The organism is Amphibacillus indicireducens (assembly GCF_039539605.1).
GTDB classification, from domain to species: Bacteria; Bacillota; Bacilli; order Bacillales; family Amphibacillaceae; genus Amphibacillus; species Amphibacillus indicireducens.
Genome location: NZ_BAABDL010000085.1, coordinates 74,261 through 91,564, shown reverse-complemented (window position 1 = coordinate 91,564; position 17,304 = coordinate 74,261). Strand labels below are relative to the sequence as shown.

The following is a 17,304-nucleotide window of genomic DNA, read 5'->3' as shown; positions in this document are numbered from 1 at the left end:
CACATCGACCTCCATTCTTAAAAAAACAGTTGATCAATTACTTTTATATAATCAACAATTGCAGGATAGTGTGTTGGGATTTCAATGCCTTCGTCAATAATAAATTGATGGGGAATTGATTTTCTACCTGCAGTAAGATATTGACGATCCCAGATAGGAAAAAGTTTCGTTGCATCAAGAAAATATGTTTTTTCATGTGCTTTAAAACGAATAATAACAAAAGCGATCCCATCATGTTTAACGATGTCTTTCATATGCTTTATTTGATGTTCATGAAAGTTATGAAGTGGGAATGATGTTTTGTTTCTCGTTTCTTTAGCTTCAAAGTCTAGATAATGACCTCGGTATAAACCATTGTAGTCAGTTGTTGATGCTTGTTTAAAATAAGCTTCTTTAATAACAGCTGCACTTCGTTTTGGATAATCTACCTTAACAATTTGGACAGGGGTTGGTTTTTTATGAATGACACAAATATCATGAGTTAAATAATATTGATTCGTTGCATTAATATCTTCCTCTAATGTCATTCCACGATTACTAAATGATTGATTGCGATTGACTGAGTTTTGATATTTTCTAATTAAACGCTTTTTTCCATTTGGGTAATTCATTAAAAATCTCCTCCCGCATAAACATATCATAGCAGATTTCACCCTATTTTGAAAACTAAAAAACTAGACTACTAATTTTAGCTAATGAATTAGAGGTTGATCTGTTACCATTATAAACAATTTTATTCATATCTATAATAGGAATTACTGAATTTACTTTGTTGAAACAAAACTAGTTTTGTTAGATTCACACTAGTTTTGTCAACGAGGCAGGAATTCAAACTGTAATAGACAAATACAGTAGCTAACAAGAAATAAGGAGTTGTTAATGTGTCTAATACAGATCAAGTGAAACAATTTAAAGCGCAAATTGTCCAGCTAAACAAACAATTAATCCAAATTGAAAAAAGGATCGCAATGAATTCAGATTATGTTGTTTGTGCCAATCATGAAAAATACGTAGCTCAGATTTTAAAATATTACGACAAATTAGCACTGTCTGTCCAGTTTTAAGCTAACGATTTTCTCAAAGTCTGTAATCACATACAGGCTTTTTTGTTTGGATTATGATAATTTAGTTTACCTAGCTGACTGAGCATGGTAAGATTTTGATGAAAGGTGAGGTGAATATGTTAACAAAACTTACGAATGATTTGCAACAAGCTTGCTTACAGCTTAAAGATAAATTTTTAACGAATGAACCACCAACAGATGTAAGAGATCCTGTTTTTTTTAATCAAGTGAAAACAGAAACTGAACCATTATTTAAACTTATTGAAGAATGGGAAAAACAGGCGTTAAATGCGGTCAAGCAAAGAAAAGTACTCGTTCATCCTCAACAAGTACAATCGACAAGAGAAAATTTTGAGTTAATCTTATTACACAGTTATTACATTGATGTTAAACCACAACGTTATATGGAACTCCTTCAAGCAATCGATTACGTCTGTGATTCATTAAAATAACTTAATTTAAGAAAAATGATGATACTATGGCTAAAAGCCCGCTACCTCTTAGACATTTATTCATAAGCTATTATGAATTAAGTATAGAAAGGGGATAAAAATGCATAGACCTAGACCATATTGTCAAGCGCCAGTAAAAACGGTTGTCTGTCCGACAAAACACAAGTGTGTTAATACAGCTAGTTTTAGTAACGTGAATTATGTGCATCCGACTCACACGACGATCATGGATCAACATACAGTTCAGAACACACATTATTACCCGCAAACAACGTCGTGGGGGCAAACAGTTAATCAAACAAATGTTTATGGAGGGCAAACTTGGCCACAATGTTTTCAAGCGAATCAAATGAATCAAGTTAATACACCAAGAAACAGATTTAATTTATTTTAAACCTCCAAAAGGGCTGGTCATGATAACCAGCTCTTTTTATTATCAACAGATCATATGTTAAAATAGATTCAATGAATAGCAGAAAGGGTATCATCAATGGAAAAGACAATGACTGTGACAGGCTATAAATCATATGAATTAAATATCAGGTCAGCTAAAGACGAACGGTTACCCTACATAAAATATGCTCTTAAACAGCGGCTGATTAGCTTTATTGAAAATGGCGGTGAATGGATCTTAACTTCTGGACAGCTCGGAATCGAGTTGTGGACATGTGAAATTGTTGCTGAACTTAGGGAAGAATATCCAGTAAAATATGCCATCATTCCACCGTTCAATAACCAGGAAAAGCGCTGGTCAGAGCAAGACCAAGAATTATATTTACGTTTAATTCTCGAAGCCGATTATTATGCACTGTTATGTCAAGATGATTACAAAGGACCTTATCAATTTACTACAAAAGATAGCTGGCTAATTGAAAAAAGCGACTGTTGTTTAATGCTTGTTGATGATCAATTTCCAGGTAGTGTTAAGTACTTTATGGAACGTGCAATTGAATATAGTGGACGGAATAACTATCCGATTTATTATATTACTCCATTTGATTTAAATGACATGATTAGAGAATTACAGGAAAATGATCAAACACTTTAATTGTGATTGACATTTAGCTAAAAGTTTGAAAAAATGAAGACAGAGTTTTGTTAAATATGAGGTGAAAAAATAATGGCGATTAAGAGTCAATTAACGACTAAAGATATTTTAGACAAAAATTTTAAAACTGCAATGAGAGGTTATAACCAAGAGGAAGTCGATCATTTTCTAGACTCAATTATTCAAGACTATGAACTATTTAATCAAACGATTGAACAATTAATGAAAGAAAATGAAACGTTAAGATCAAGAAGTGAACAACCAAGAAAACGAGTGACAACATCAAATCATCAAGTGAATTATGATATTTTAAAACGAGTCTCAAATCTTGAAAAAGCAGTTTTCGGAAAAAAATATAGTGATGAGTAATTGATGGTAGTTTTTGCTTAATGCTCAATCAAACTAAATATGTTATAATAGTTGTTAGCGTAAGATGACATCGTTGAAATGAATGTTTGCGTAATCGCTATAAGCACTTGATGTTTATAGAGGAAAGTCCATGCTCGCACAGGCTGAGATGCTTGTAGTGTTCGTGCTTGATGAAATCATAAATCAAGGCAGTTGAATATTCAACTGACGGCAGGGATATTAGCTAAGTCTTTTATTTAGATATGCTTAGATCCCATAAAAGTGCCACAGTGACGAAGCTAAATTGGAAACGATTTAGGTGGAACGGGTAAACCCCACGAGCGAGCAACCCAAATAATGGTAGGGGCATCTTGGATTAGGGAATTGAACCGAAACAAGGACAAATCACGTGAGAATGATTTGTAGATAGATGGTTACGACTAACTGTACGAGGCTGACCACCGCATAAGTACGTTAGCACAGAACATGGCTTACAAAACATTCATTGGTCCTATGATGTTTATATAAACCTTCCAATGACAATTCTAGTCAGATGGAAGGTTTTTTTTCGCAGTGCAACTGTCTGATTGATTCAAGGGTCTTTAAGTCATACCCTTGCGATACTAACAAATGTTTTCGATGGGACGAGTAACCGCAGTCCCAATCAGTGGGGGTAAAGGACCCTCCACTTATTTAAGTTTCACTTTATTAAAAACTTTGTGAAGAGAGATGTTGATTGATGAAAAATAGAGTAAAATTATTAGCCACTGCTGCGATGGGTTTAGAGTCGATTGTTGCGAACGAGGTTCGAGCACTTGGATATGAGGATGTAACTGTCGATAATGGCAAAGTAATCTTCGAAGCAGACGTTTCCGCAATACCACGCTGTAATCTTTGGCTAAGATCTGCTGATCGTGTCAAAGTGATCGTCGGTGAGTTTGAAGCGAAAACGTTTGATCAATTATTTGAAGCAACAAAAGCATTGGATTGGCACGATTACATACCGGAAGATGGGGATTTCCCCGTCATTGGTAAATCAGTTAAGTCAAAATTGTATAGTGTGTCAGATTGTCAAAGAATTGTTAAAAAAGCTGTTGCAGAGAAGTTAAAACTAAAATATGGTGTGGCAACAAATATGCCTGAAACTGGGGCAATGTATCGAATTGAAGTTGCGCTGTTAAAAGATAAAGTCACTTTAACACTTGATTCATCTGGACAAGGTCTTCATAAACGTGGTTATCGAGTTGGACAAGGAGAAGCACCACTTAAAGAAACCTTAGCAGCATCACTCGTCCAATTAACAAACTGGCGTCCTGAACATCCGTTAGTTGACTTATTTTGTGGATCGGGAACAATTTTAATAGAAGCAGCTTTGATCGGTCAAAATATCGCACCAGGATTTAATCGTGAATTTGCTAGTGAGAACTGGCAGTTTGTCGAGCAAAAACTTTGGGATGCAGCATTTGATGAAGCTGAGCAACTTGCTAATTATGATCAAAAGCTAGACATAACAGGAACGGATATCGATCCAAAAATGATCCAAATCGCTAAACAAAACGCGATTGAAGCTGGACTCGCTGATTTAATAGAGTGGAAGCAAATGGCCGCGCAAGATTTTCATCCAAAAAAGAATAATGGCTATTTAATTAGTAATCCACCATATGGTGAACGCTTGAGTGATCAACAAGAAGTCGAACAACTCTATCGCACACTTGGTCAAACAATGAAGCAAAACACGAGTTGGAGTAACTATATTTTAACATCTAACGAAGACTTCGAAAAATTATATGGGAAAAAAGCAACGAAAAAGCGAAAATTATTTAATGGCTTTATCAAGGTCGATTACTATCAGTATTTTGGGAAATTTATTAAAAAGGATGACTAAAATGACAAGTACAGAACAAAATTTTCTTGATTTAATGAAACAAATATCAGCCTACTCAGAGGCAATCAGTTTAATCCATTGGGATTTAAGAACTCACATTCCTCAAAAAGGGATGGAACAACGATCAGAAACGATCAGTTTATTATCAGAAAAAGTAACAGAACTTAAACGATCTGAACAAATGAAGCAGTGTATAACTGAATTAAAAGGAAATAAAACATCACCAGTTATTCAAAAATCAGTTGAAGAATGTGAGCGGATTTATCAAAAACAACAAAGCATTCCAACTGATGAATATGTTGAATTTATTCGTCTTAGTTCAAAATCTGAAACAGCATGGCAAGAGGCTCGTGAAAAACATGATTTTTCGATTTTGGCACCATATTTAGAAAAACTCGTTGAATTCAATAAGAAGTTTGCTGAATACCAGGGTTATACAGACAATAAATATGACGGTCTCTTAAACGATTATGAACCAGGTTTAACGACAGAAATTTTAGATCGTGTCTTTAATCAACTGAAACCTGTGTTAATTGATCTCGTTAAAAAGATTAATCAATCAAATGTTGAGGTAGATTCAAGTTTATTATTAAAACAGTTCCCTAAACAAGCACAGAAAGACTTCTCTTTAGCTGTTCTCGATAAAATGGGTTATGACTTTGAAGCGGGTCGTTTGGATGAAACGATTCATCCATTTGCGATCGGGATAAACTCAAATGATGTTCGGGTGACGACGCGTTATGATGAAATGGACTTTAGAACAGCTATTTTTGGTACGATTCACGAAGGTGGACATGCACTTTATGAACAAAATATTGACCCTGATTTATATCAAACTGTACTTGCTTCAGGAGCATCAATGGGGATTCATGAGTCACAGTCACTTTTTTGGGAAAACTTTGTTGGACGAAGCCGCTCTTTTTGGGAGAGTCACTTTGACTTGTTTAAAAAATATGCACCTGAGAGCTTTCAGTCATTAGAGTTCGAGAGTTTTTACCGAGCAATTAATGAAGTTAAACCGAGTATGATTCGGATTGAAGCTGATGAATTAACGTATTCATTGCATATTATTATCCGTTATGAGCTTGAAAAAGAATTAATTAATGGCGATCTGCAAGTTAAAGATTTACCGGAGGCATGGAATACGAAGATGGAGGAATATCTCGGAATTCGTCCTGAAAATGATCTAGAAGGTCTATTACAAGATATTCATTGGGCTGCAGGTGATATCGGCTACTTCCCAACTTATGCATTAGGCTATATGTATGCAGCACAGATATATAATGCAATTAAGGCGGATATTAATCTTGATCAAATGATTCGATTTGGAGATTTCGAACCGATCAAAGCATGGTTAACTGAGAAGATTCATCGCCACGGTAAAATGAAACAACCACTCGAATTAATCGAACAAGTGACTGGAGAAGGATTAAATCCTGATTACCTGATTCAATATTTAACAAACAAATACACTGAAATTTATCAACTAAGATAGAGATAGTGTTTCTGATGTAAGTAGATAAAATGATTAAATGAAAATTTGCTTTATCTCAACTTGTGATAAAGCAAATTTTTTAAACAGAAACAGAACATTTGTTTGTATTTACTTTGCTTTTTTAATGAATTGTATTATAATGAGGTTGGATTAATTGATTATTTGAGCGTGAGAGTAGGGGATCGATTGTGAAATACTATCAATCTCTAGCAGATTATTTAGAAAAGTTATGGGATAAAGGCTTCAAACTGACAGATGAACAAGTTCGGTTTATTTATTTTGCAAAAAAGTTTACAAATTCAAGTGAATGGCATGCTTGTGTGGCACTTGAAAATACATTGAAATTAAAATATCATTTCAATGGGTCTTTTTATATCAGCTTGTTAGAATTACTCAATGAATATCAAGTAGGGACAAGAAAAGAAATTGTTCATCTGCTTAAACAGAAGGGTATTTTTTGATCAATTCATTTTTAGTTTGAATCGCTAGTTTCGCTAACTTATCTGCTTGCTTATTGTGACTCTCAGGCACCCATTTTATAAAACAATGGGTAAACGTATTCATTTTGTCCATCGCTTTGTTGACAAGACTTGAAAATGGTTCTTTCTTATATGAGCCACGATCAATAAGATCGACAACTAGCTTTGAATCTGATCGAATCGATAAGATTTGGTCGGGATAATGCTTGGCACAATAATCAAGCAGATAGAGTAATGCTTGAAATTCCGCTTCATGATTTGAACTCTGACCAATATATTTGTAAGCCTCGACCCGTGACTTTCCTTGCTTAATAATGAAGCTAATCCCACTTGGACCTGGATAACCTTTTGTAGCACCGTCAATATAGATTTCTAGCATAGCCACACACCCTTTAATTGATTGAATAACAAAATAAAACGGTGACTTAATAGCCACCGTTACAGAATATTATCTTTTTTCAACATTTGCTGCTTGTGGTCCACGATCTCCTTCGACAATTTCAAAGGATACTTCCTGGCCTTCTTCAAGAGTCTTAAAGCCTTCATCTTGAATTGCAGAGTAATGTACGAATACATCGTCGCCTTCTTCTTGTTGAATAAAGCCATACCCTTTTTCTGCGTTAAACCATTTTACAATTCCGTTTTGCATGTAAATAATCCTCCTAAGTTTTCTCAAAGCTTAACTTGAGATCTGTACTACAAACAAGATGAGCTAAAAAAAACCTTACTGAAGGATAGGATCGATTCCTATACTGCTTCAAATAAGGTGAAAATAGATCCCAGACATCTTCTTTGCTAGTTATAATGGTAGCTTATTCAGTAAATTCCGTCAAGTGAATTTAACCTTTTTTTCAATAACTAGGTTTAATTAGGTATTAGAGATATTTATAAAACCAATTTAGTCAAGATAAACCCGACGACTACCTAGGTATCGGGATTGCCAATAGTCCTGACTTAGAGTCGATGTTGTGACACCACTTGACTCGCCAGCGTGAATAAACTGATCATTACCAAGATAAATGCCGATATGTGAAGGACCTTTTTTATACGTTTCAAAGAAAACTAAATCACCAATAGAAGGTTGATCGATATTTGCCGTTTGGTTCCATATTTCTGATACAGTACGTGGAATCGATATCCCATGTTGTTGAAAAACATATTGGATGAAACCACTACAATCAAATCCATCAGGTGTCGTGCCTCCCCATTGATAACGTACACCTGTTTGTTGCTTGGCAGCTTGAATCACAAGCTCAATTTGTGAGTTGTCAGTATTAATTTGGATAGTTTCTTTTTGGTTAGAAGAAGTTTGTTGGTCGATTAGTGGTGCTTCTTTTGATTTAGTTTCTACTTCCTGGTGAATTGTTTCCACAAGTTCAAACGAAACTGCTGGAGTCTCTTCTAGATTATACGCTCGTTGTGCAGTTAACAATGCTGTCTCTGTAATCGGTCCAAAAATGCCATCCAATTTATTGTCATAAAAACCTAAGTAGTAGAGTGCACGCTGAAGTGCTTCGATATCAGTATTTGTCATACCATAATAAATTGGCTCATCAATCGATGTCAATTTAGCTAAATAATAGCTTTGCTCGACATCAATAATTGCGTCAATTGTTTTCCGATTAATTGATCCATCAGGGATAATTTTGTGATCAGCTTGGAATTTTTTCAATGCATACTCAGTAAACAATCCATATTCACCATCAATTGCTTCATCGTAATACTTTAAGTTATTGAGTTTATGCTGAATGACACGCACAACTTGACTGTGATCACCATACGCGATGTGTTGAATATCTTGCTCTGCTAACCATTGACTTTGTAGCATCGGATAGGCATCGATGTATGTGGCAAAAGGTTGACTGAGAATGTAGCTGTAAGCAACAGATTGCTTGACAATATTTTTAGCCATTAAACAAAATGCCTCCTTTGTATATTGACCTGATTAAATAGGGGTATTCATTTAATTGTATTCACGTGTTCAATAAGAAATGATTCTTGAATGAAATGTTAAACTTCTGTAATATGAAACTAAGCGATATGATTTTTGGGAGGAATACAAATGTCAAAAAATGAACAAGCATATTTAGATTTATGTGAAAAAGTCCTCGATCAAGGAACAACGAAAGAAGATCGAACAGGTACTGGAACACATTCAATATTCGGCGCACAAATGCGCTTTGATTTACAAGAAGGCTTTCCGTTACTTACGACAAAGAAAGTCAACTTTAATTTAATCGCGACAGAATTAATTTGGTTTATTAGAGGCGATACAAATATTCAATATTTATTAAAAAATAACAACAACATTTGGAATGAGTGGGCATTTAAAAGATGGGTTGAGAGTGATGCATATCAGGGACCAGATATGACGGATTTCGGTAATCGAAGTTTAACTGATCAAGCATTCAATGAACAATATCAAGCCGAAATGCAGAGCTTTAAAGAACGGATCGTTTCAGACGATGCGTTTGCTAAAAAATATGGTGAGCTAGGCCCTGTTTACGGGAAACAATGGCGTGAATGGAAAACATCAACAAACGAAACAATCGATCAACTAAAAGATGTCATTGACCAAATTAAAACAAATCCTGATTCACGTCGTCATATCGTTAGTGCTTGGAATCCTGAAGATGTTCCGAAAAATATGGCCTTACCACCTTGTCATGCTCTGTTTCAATTTTATGTTGCTGATGGAAAATTATCTTGCCAGCTTTATCAAAGAAGTGCAGATATTTTCTTAGGTGTACCATTCAACATTGCAAGTTATGCATTGTTGACACATCTAATTGCCCATGAGTGTGGGTTAGAAGTCGGTGAGTTTGTTCATACGTTAGGTGATGCTCACATTTATTCTAACCATGTTGATCAAATAAAAGAACAACTCTCAAGAGAAAGCTTACCATTAGCTAAAATTGAGCTGAACCCTGAGTTAAAATCAGTATTTGATGTCGAACTCGATGATATTACCTTGAAAGATTATCAATCACATCCAGCGATTAAAGCACCGATTGCTGTTTAGGAGGTATACAGATGCTATCAATGATTTTTGCCAATGATCGTAATTATTTAATTGGAAAAGATAATTGGATTCCCTGGGATATCCCAAATGACTTAGGGTATTTTAAAGCGATGACAACAGGTAAGACGATTATAATGGGACGCAAAACCTTTGAGTCATTTGGTAAACCTTTACCGAATCGTCACCATGTTGTCTTAACACGAAATAAAGATTTCCAAGCAGATGGCTGTGTTGTTTTTCATCAAATTGAGGATGTGCTAGACTATATTAAGCCATTTTCTAATCAAGAAGTGATTGTGATTGGTGGATCTGAAATTTACCAACAGTTTCTGAAATATGCTGACAGACTTTACATCACATATATCGATGCAGAGTTTGAAGGCGATACGTATTTACCTGAATTTGATTTATCGAATTGGCAACTGACATCAAAAGAAAAAGGGATCAAAAATGAAGAAAATCCATATGATTATTATTTTCTTCAATATGATCGCAACTAGAGTGGGAGGTTAAGTATGCCATCCTTTTATAAATATATGATGCAATACCGTGGAGCAAACAAAAATCTAGCTGAACGTAAACTTGCCGACTGGATGTATCATGATCACGATTTTCCCAAGCAGAGCGAATCTTATGATGAAATTAGTCAATATTTAGAGTGGACGAGTCCTTTTAACGAAGCAATCACGTTATTTGACCAGCTCTGGGATGACTATTTAGAAACAAAACATTAGACGGATAAGTAAAGCAACCAAGGCTTCAGCAGATGATGATCAAACAAGTGCTGAAGCCTTTATTTAGATGAGGAGTGATTGTTAATGCGGATCTTACATACTGCCGATTGGCATTTAGGTAAAATTGTCAATGGGATTCATATGACGGATGACCAAGCATACGTGTTAGAACAGTTTTTTGAAATAATCGAGCGTTATTCACCAGATCTTATTATTAATGCAGGCGACATTTATGACCGCGCTATCCCACCAAAAGAAGCGGTAGACCTATTAGATCAAACATTGACACGCTTAATGACAGATTATCAGATTCCAATGCTAATGATTTCTGGTAACCACGATAGTCCTGACCGTCTTCATTTTGGTAGTCAACTTTTTCGTAATCATCAATTATATATTCAGTCGAAATTTCATTTACCAATCGAACCGGTCACATTTACAGATGAAACTGGTCCTGTTCATTTTTACTTGATTCCATATTTTGAACCAGCAGATGTTCAAAGCTATTATCTAGACCAGAAAATTACGACCCATCAAGCTGCGATGTCAGCAGTGATTGAATCAATTAAAGAAAATATCAATCCGAATGAACGTCACGTTTGTATTGCGCATGCTTTTTTAGCAGGAGGGATGGAGTCTGATTCTGAGGATCGCTTATCGATGATTGGTGGCAGTCCATATGTTGATGTGAATCTATTTGAAGCATTTAATTATGCCGCACTTGGACACCTGCATCAACCGCAAAAGATTAGTAGCGATCGCGTTCAATATAGTGGTTCATTATTAAAGTATTCGTTTTCTGAAGCTAGTCAAAAGAAGTCGATGACGTTGATTGATCTTGATCAGCAAGGACAAGTTTTTTTTGAGCGAATTCCGTTGCAACCAAAACATGATCTACGGGTAATGACTGATTATTTTGATCACTTGTTATCAGCAGATCATTATCAGGCATCAGAAGATTACTTACATATTCAATTATTAGATGACGGACAAATTCTCGATCCGATTACACAGTTACGTAAAAAATTCCCAAACATTTTAAGACTAGAAAAGGTGATTAAAAAATCAGATCGTGGTTTGAATGAATTAGCTCGTGTTAAGAAAAATCAGCAGCGAACTGAACTTGAGTTATTTGAAGATTTTTATCTTGAGATGACAGATGAGCCGTTATCTGAAAAGCGAAAACAGATGCTAAGAACGGTCATTGATCACATTAAACAACAAGAGAGGGGACAATAATATGAAAGTACTCCAATTAACTTTGACAGCTTTTGGCCCCTTTAAAGAAACAGAACGGATTGATTTTACTCGGCTCGGCAACGAGTCAATTTTCTTAGTAACCGGACCGACCGGCGCTGGTAAAACAACAATATTTGATGCTATTTGTTATGCCTTATATGGAAAAGCGAGTGGCAGTGATCGCGATCATGATAGTTTAAGAAGTGATTTTGCTTCTGTGGATCAACAAACAGAAGTCAGTTTACGCTTTGAATTAAAGCAAACAACTTATTTGATTAAGCGCAAGCCAAAACAACTGCGTCCGAAAGCACGAGGAGAAGGCCTTGTTGAGGAACCTCAAACAGCAACCCTTTACCAAGAGACTGATGGGAAAGAAGTATTAATATCCAGTCGGATCAAAGATGTTAATGAAACAATTGAACAGTTAATTGGGCTCGATTACGATCAATTCTTAAAAATGATTATGATTCCACAAGGTGAGTTTAGAAAGTTAATCAGCGAAAATAGCCATGATCGAGAGAAGATTTTACAAAAAATATTTCACACCCATATTTATCAGGCGATAACAAAACAACTGCAAATCCAGTCAAATGAAATGAAGCATCAATTAATGCAAACTCAAAGTCAAATCACCGATCAGCTTGACAATGTTGAATGGGAGCAAGGAGCAGAGAGTCGAGAAAATTGGACAACTGAAGAATCGATTAACCAATTAAAATCTCTGATCAAACAGCTAGAGTTAACTTGTCTAGAAGCAGATAAAGATTATCAAAAACAGAGACAAATTTATTCAAAAGCACAAAAGAATTTTCGTGAACAAACACAATTGGCTGATGACTTTAACCAGCTTGCCGAACAACAAGAGCTGAAATTACAATTAGCTCAACAAGAAGATGATATCAACCAAATTAAACGAACATTTAATGAAGCAGAAAAAGCTGCTAAAATTGAATTATATGAAGATCAATTGATGGCAAGGATGAGTGAAGCTAAAGCGGAAGAATTGAAGCAAAACCAACTGAGGCAAGCTTTAGCGGTTGATCAAGAAAAACTGGACTTAAATGAGCAAATTTTTAGACGTTTTCAAGATCAGCATACTGAAAAGGTTAACGAAAAAGAGCAATTGAAGGAAGAAAACAATCAGACGCAATCGTGGGCAAAGCTGATTGAAATTGAGTCGATGATTAAACAGGATCAAGAAGTACATCAGAGCATCGCCAATCAAGTCCAGACAAATAAAGCAACCATCCAGCAGATTAAAGAAAAAATAAAGCAAATTAATCAGAAGCTGGAGCAACGAATTGAACGAACAGAACAATCACTAAAGCTAAATCATGAATATACTTTAATGAACGAGCAATTAACTAAAGTTAAGCAACTTGAAAAAACTTATTTTGAATCGATTCAAGTCGAGCAACAAACAAAGGAAATCGACCAAACTTATCAAGAGCTTCAACAGCAATTAGTTGAGCAGAAAAATAAATTAAAAGTTTTTGAACAAGAGCAGCAACATCATTTAGCTAGCCACCTAGCCGCAGATTTAAAAGCTGGAGAGGCTTGTCCGGTTTGTGGTTCAATTGAACACCCAAATCCGGTGCAAAGAGTAGCGTTTAATCAGTCAGATCAGCAAAAAGAAAGCTATCAAATCGAAATCGAGCAAATTGAAAAGCAAGTGCTAACGGTTCAAGAAGAATGGCTTGAACATAAATCTAATTATCGAACAAAACAACAATCTTTAGCCGAACAAGCTGCAGTGTTTAATTACTCAATTGAACAATTATCGAAAGAAGCGATTGAAAAGCTGTTACTAAACTGGCAAGAACAAGTGACAACACAAAAACGACTGATTGATAAAGTCGATCAAGAAATGGCTCAATCAAAACAGCTCGAGACAGAGAAACAAGTATTGGCTAAAAAATTAGAGAAGCTTGAGCAAGCAATTGAGCACCAAACAACTGAATTAAATAAAGTAGAACAACAACTTTCTCGTCGAATGGGAGAAATGACTAGCTATCAACAAAACTGCCCTAAGACAACGTTGACCTTTAACGAATGGCAAATGCATCTAATTGACAAACAGGAGAAGTTAGATCATTGGTTCAAAGTATTTACAGATCATGAGGCTGAATATAATCGATTAAAAGAAAGTGTTAATCAATTAGTGACACGATATGAATCTCAACAACAATTTACGATCCAGCTAAAAGAAAAATTAGCATTAGCACAAGATGCATTTGAGCAACAATTGTCTAACGTTGGTTTTCAAGATCAGAATGCGTACATGATCGCAAAAAGAACCGCAACAGAACGTGAACAGTTGCAAGAACAGATCAAGCAGTATGAAGAGAAACAGACTCAAGTAACAACACAAATCAGCAAATTAACCGAAAAGCTTGCTGGGAAAATCAAGCCGGATTTGAACAAATTACAAGCTGAATTAGATCAAACTCAAGCCGACTATGAAAATCAAATCCGTCAGTTAGAACAATTGAAAGAAAAACACTTAAAACATGTGACTATTTTTGATAAAGTCACTAACTTGAAAGCGTTATTTGTCGAGCTTGATCAAGATTATCGTGATCTGTCTGCATTAGCCGATATGGCAAATGGAGATAATCATTTAAAACTATCATTTGAACGTTACGTTTTGTCTGCCTTTTTAGAAGAAATTTTGTATCAAGCAAATTTACGACTCAATACATTGACCGATCATCGTTACGAGCTAAAAATTAGTGATCAACTTGCCAAGCATGGTGCAAAAAGTGGACTTGATTTAGAAGTTTTTGATCAACATACTGGAAAACAACGTTCAGTGAAAACGTTATCTGGTGGCGAAGGGTTTCAAACATCACTCTGTTTGGCATTAGGGATGGCAGATGTCGTTCAGTCTTATGCAGGTGGTGTCCAACTCGACACACTTTTTATCGATGAAGGGTTCGGGACACTTGACGACGTCTCACTTGAGCAGGCAATCAATACACTGAAAGGTTTACAGCAATCAAATCGAGTACTCGGTATCATCTCACATGTGAATCAATTGAAAGAAGAAATTCACGCTAAATTAGAAATCAATCCAACACCACAAGGCTCAACAGCACGATTCAACATTTAACTGATTTTATAAGATAAAAGGAGGTTGACCCGATGTCAATGCCGGTTATGTTCGAATGGACACTTGTCACAGAAGGTAAACAAGAACGCGTTCCAAATCAACCAAACTGCTTCAAATTAACACTTGATGGTTATCATTTATTTCCGATTGATCAGGTGATTGAAATTAAGCGCAATCATAATAAAGGTCATATCGGATTTGGCGAAATTATTGAATTTACTTGGCGTAATCAGCAAACAACGTGTCTATATCGACTCACTTCACTACAAAGCGTCAATTAGTAACAAATAAAATAAGCTAAATGTCCGATAAGCGTGATTTCTGCGCTTACCCGGGAAATATTCGCAGGCATTTGATCATTTTAACAGAACGAATCTCTACTTATTGAAGCACGTTTTCATGATTCTCACGTAGACTATTGTACGGGAAAATCTGAAAAGAGGGACAGTTTATGAAACAAATGCCTGCATTTTTTAATCCGCAATTTCCAATTCAACAAACTCGAGCAATGATGCCTCCCTGGGGGGGATACCAACCAATTGCTCAACAAGCTATACAGCAAACAGTCACTCCAGGACTAACAACAAACTCAAGTTCAAGTTCTGGACTTTTAGGTCTGTTGAAAAAGCTGAACCCCTCTGGTGGTAGTCTATTTGAAACACTTGATAAAATTCAAGGCTTCTTAAAAATGTCACAATCAATTGCTCCGAAAATCCAAGAATACGGGCCGTTAATCAAAAACTTACCTACGATGCTGGCACTTATGAAAGAATTTAGTGATGAAGAGGAAAGTGAAGAGACTGACGATAATCGATTAGCTACAGAAGACGATTCAACAGATGAGCTTGATCGAATCTTAGCTTTAGATGTAGTAGAGGATAAACAATTAAGTGCCAAAGAAGAACAAAAGCAACCGAATCAAACCAAACAAGACAAGGATCAAGGAAATAATCTATTTAAAATTGAAACAGTCTCAGCCTATGTAAAGCCAAAGTATGACCAACCCATGCTATTTATTTGATAATCATGACTAATCAACATACAATAAAAGAAACTTGAGAAAATGAGGGAGAAGACATGACAAACAATGATCAAGCAATAGCTACATTTGCTGGCGGTTGTTTTTGGTGCATGGTTGAACCTTTCGATCAACAACCAGGAATTATTTCAGTCATTTCTGGCTACTCTGGTGGAGATAAAGTAAATCCAACATATGAAGAGGTCTCGCGTCATACAACTGGACATTATGAAGCGGTACAGATTACGTATGATCCAGAGCTATTTCCATATCAAAAATTAGTTGAACTTTTTTGGCAACAAATTGATCCAACTGATCCAGGAGGACAATTTAATGATCGGGGTCAATCCTATCAAACGGCAATTTTTTACCACGATGAAGCACAAAAACAAATCGCCGAACAATCCAAACAAACGCTAGAAGATTCGGGTAAATTTAATCAACCGATTGTCACAAAAATTTTACCTGCAAAAATCTTTTACCCCGCAGAAGAAAGTCATCAAGATTATTATAAAAAAAATCGCTTTCACTACCAACTTTATAAAAAAGGATCTGGTCGAGAGGATTTTATCAATCAACATTGGAAAGCTAAGTTTTCACAAGCGGAACTAAAAGAGAAGTTAACACCGATCCAGTACCATGTGACTCAAGAAAACGGCACGGAACGTCCATTTCAAAATGAATATCATGATTTAGAAGCAGAAGGCATCTATGTAGATATTATCAGTGGTGAACCATTGTTTTCTTCATTAGATAAATATGATGCGGGCTGTGGTTGGCCAAGCTTTACAAAACCAATTAACCGAAATGAACTCGATGAATTGTTAGACACCTCACACGGCATGAGACGAATTGAGGTAAGAAGCAAAGCAGCCGATAGTCATTTAGGTCATATTTTTGACGATGGACCTATTGAAGAAGGTGGTATGCGTTACTGTATTAATTCAGCAACACTAAGGTTTGTTCCTTTAGCTAAACTAGACGAAGAAGGTTACGGCAGATTAAAAAAACTGTTTGATTGAATTCAATTTTAATTAAATATTGTGCGACATTTTAATCTGTACAGCGCTGATTTTGTCACTAAAGTATAGATATTCAATTAAAATGTCGCTTTTTTGCTAAAAATGGTTATTTTTTTGATCAAAACGTGCTAAGATAGATGTATAGAGACATAATAAGGAGGGCTGTACACGTTGATTCATAAAAATTGGGAAAATAGACAAACAATTAAAACAATCAAGTGTGTGCATGCTGATGCAAAGAAATTTGTCGTCAATCATATGCTAACACCAGGCCAAAGCTATCAAGTAAAAAATGAAACTGATGAATTTTATTTTATTATCGACAATTCAAATCGAATTGGTGGTTTCAAAAAAGACTATTTCACTGAAACAATTTAATTTTCGAT

The 17,304-nt window shown here is 35.6% G+C and carries 21 protein-coding genes and 1 other RNA gene; 18 read left to right on the top strand and 4 right to left on the bottom strand.

What is annotated here, in order from left to right; translation table 11 throughout:
* Nucleotides 1–17 precede the first annotated feature (17 nt).
* Entirely contained in the window at nt 18–611 is a 594-nt protein-coding gene (recU, locus tag ABD814_RS08315; RefSeq protein WP_344912118.1) for a Holliday junction resolvase RecU, read from the bottom strand.
* Nucleotides 612–881: 270 nt separating this feature from the next.
* On the opposite strand from recU, the gene ABD814_RS08310 reads away from it, so the two are divergent.
* From ABD814_RS08310 to ABD814_RS08270, 9 genes are all read left to right on the top strand, one after another.
* Nucleotides 882–1,064, top strand: coding sequence for a hypothetical protein (locus tag ABD814_RS08310; protein WP_344912116.1), 183 nt, complete (start codon nt 882–884; stop codon nt 1,062–1,064).
* Nucleotides 1,065–1,180: 116 nt separating this feature from the next.
* A complete protein-coding gene (locus tag ABD814_RS08305) occupies nt 1,181–1,516 on the top strand; it encodes a DUF1798 family protein (RefSeq protein ID WP_344912114.1) in 336 nt (111 codons plus the stop codon).
* A 100-nt stretch (nt 1,517–1,616) separates the two neighbouring features.
* Nucleotides 1,617–1,910, top strand: a complete 294-nt coding sequence (locus ABD814_RS08300; RefSeq protein WP_344912113.1) for a CotD family spore coat protein — start codon at nt 1,617–1,619, stop codon at nt 1,908–1,910.
* Nucleotides 1,911–2,006: 96 nt separating this feature from the next.
* The gene (locus ABD814_RS08295; protein ID WP_344912111.1) at nt 2,007–2,564 is read left to right on the top strand and encodes an SLOG family protein; all 558 of its coding nucleotides are present in this window, start codon (nt 2,007–2,009) and stop codon (nt 2,562–2,564) included.
* Nucleotides 2,565–2,636: 72 nt separating this feature from the next.
* Nucleotides 2,637–2,933: a cell division regulator GpsB gene (gene gpsB, locus ABD814_RS08290; RefSeq protein ID WP_344912109.1), complete on the top strand. Its 297-nt coding sequence runs from the start codon at nt 2,637–2,639 to the stop codon at nt 2,931–2,933.
* A gap of 82 nt (nt 2,934–3,015) precedes the next feature.
* Nucleotides 3,016–3,411: RNase P RNA component class B (gene rnpB, locus ABD814_RS08285), an RNA gene on the top strand.
* A 240-nt stretch (nt 3,412–3,651) separates the two neighbouring features.
* A complete protein-coding gene (locus tag ABD814_RS08280) occupies nt 3,652–4,797 on the top strand; it encodes a THUMP domain-containing class I SAM-dependent RNA methyltransferase (protein ID WP_344912107.1) in 1,146 nt (381 codons plus the stop codon).
* Nucleotide 4,798: 1 nt separating this feature from the next.
* A complete protein-coding gene (locus tag ABD814_RS08275) occupies nt 4,799–6,292 on the top strand; it encodes a carboxypeptidase M32 (protein ID WP_344912106.1) in 1,494 nt (497 codons plus the stop codon).
* 188 nt (nt 6,293–6,480) lie between these two features.
* On the top strand, nt 6,481–6,753 hold the full coding sequence (locus ABD814_RS08270) for a DUF6123 family protein (protein WP_344912104.1): 273 nt from the start codon (nt 6,481–6,483) through the stop codon (nt 6,751–6,753).
* Here the strand turns inward: ABD814_RS08270 and ABD814_RS08265 are convergent.
* The 3 genes from ABD814_RS08265 to ABD814_RS08255 all read right to left on the bottom strand — a co-directional run bounded on the left by ABD814_RS08265 (nt 6,731) and on the right by ABD814_RS08255 (nt 8,683).
* On the bottom strand, nt 6,731–7,150 hold the full coding sequence (locus tag ABD814_RS08265; RefSeq protein ID WP_344912102.1) for a ribonuclease HI family protein: 420 nt from the start codon (nt 7,148–7,150) through the stop codon (nt 6,731–6,733). The two genes, ABD814_RS08270 and ABD814_RS08265, sit on opposite strands and share 23 nt — an antisense overlap.
* A gap of 69 nt (nt 7,151–7,219) precedes the next feature.
* On the bottom strand, nt 7,220–7,420 hold the full coding sequence (locus ABD814_RS08260; protein WP_344912100.1) for a cold-shock protein: 201 nt from the start codon (nt 7,418–7,420) through the stop codon (nt 7,220–7,222).
* Between the two features lie 249 nt (nt 7,421–7,669).
* Nucleotides 7,670–8,683 carry a C40 family peptidase gene (locus ABD814_RS08255; RefSeq protein WP_344912098.1) on the bottom strand — a complete coding sequence of 338 codons (1,014 nt, stop codon included), beginning with the start codon at nt 8,681–8,683 and terminating at the stop codon, nt 7,670–7,672.
* Between the two features lie 150 nt (nt 8,684–8,833).
* Between ABD814_RS08255 and ABD814_RS08250 the strand changes: the two genes are divergently transcribed.
* From ABD814_RS08250 to ABD814_RS08210, 9 genes are all read left to right on the top strand, one after another.
* Nucleotides 8,834–9,793, top strand: coding sequence for a thymidylate synthase (locus ABD814_RS08250; RefSeq protein ID WP_344912096.1), 960 nt, complete (start codon nt 8,834–8,836; stop codon nt 9,791–9,793).
* Nucleotides 9,794–9,804: 11 nt separating this feature from the next.
* Nucleotides 9,805–10,293 (top strand): dihydrofolate reductase, encoded by a 489-nt coding sequence (locus ABD814_RS08245; protein ID WP_344912094.1) that lies wholly within the window; start codon nt 9,805–9,807, stop codon nt 10,291–10,293.
* A 15-nt stretch (nt 10,294–10,308) separates the two neighbouring features.
* The gene (locus ABD814_RS08240) at nt 10,309–10,527 is read left to right on the top strand and encodes a YozE family protein (RefSeq protein WP_344912092.1); all 219 of its coding nucleotides are present in this window, start codon (nt 10,309–10,311) and stop codon (nt 10,525–10,527) included.
* Nucleotides 10,528–10,611: 84 nt separating this feature from the next.
* Nucleotides 10,612–11,766 carry an exonuclease SbcCD subunit D gene (locus tag ABD814_RS08235; RefSeq protein WP_344912090.1) on the top strand — a complete coding sequence of 385 codons (1,155 nt, stop codon included), beginning with the start codon at nt 10,612–10,614 and terminating at the stop codon, nt 11,764–11,766.
* Nucleotide 11,767: 1 nt separating this feature from the next.
* Nucleotides 11,768–14,878 carry an AAA family ATPase gene (locus ABD814_RS08230; RefSeq protein ID WP_344912088.1) on the top strand — a complete coding sequence of 1,037 codons (3,111 nt, stop codon included), beginning with the start codon at nt 11,768–11,770 and terminating at the stop codon, nt 14,876–14,878.
* A 32-nt stretch (nt 14,879–14,910) separates the two neighbouring features.
* On the top strand, nt 14,911–15,159 hold the full coding sequence (locus ABD814_RS08225) for a DUF2584 domain-containing protein (RefSeq protein WP_344912086.1): 249 nt from the start codon (nt 14,911–14,913) through the stop codon (nt 15,157–15,159).
* A 170-nt stretch (nt 15,160–15,329) separates the two neighbouring features.
* Nucleotides 15,330–15,899: a VrrA/YqfQ family protein gene (gene vrrA, locus ABD814_RS08220; protein WP_344912084.1), complete on the top strand. Its 570-nt coding sequence runs from the start codon at nt 15,330–15,332 to the stop codon at nt 15,897–15,899.
* A gap of 56 nt (nt 15,900–15,955) precedes the next feature.
* Complete coding sequence (msrB, locus tag ABD814_RS08215; RefSeq protein ID WP_344912082.1) at nt 15,956–16,918, top strand: peptide-methionine (R)-S-oxide reductase MsrB; 963 nt, start codon at nt 15,956–15,958, stop codon at nt 16,916–16,918.
* A 171-nt stretch (nt 16,919–17,089) separates the two neighbouring features.
* Nucleotides 17,090–17,296, top strand: coding sequence for a DUF6501 family protein (locus ABD814_RS08210; protein WP_344912080.1), 207 nt, complete (start codon nt 17,090–17,092; stop codon nt 17,294–17,296).
* Nucleotides 17,297–17,304 lie beyond the last annotated feature (8 nt).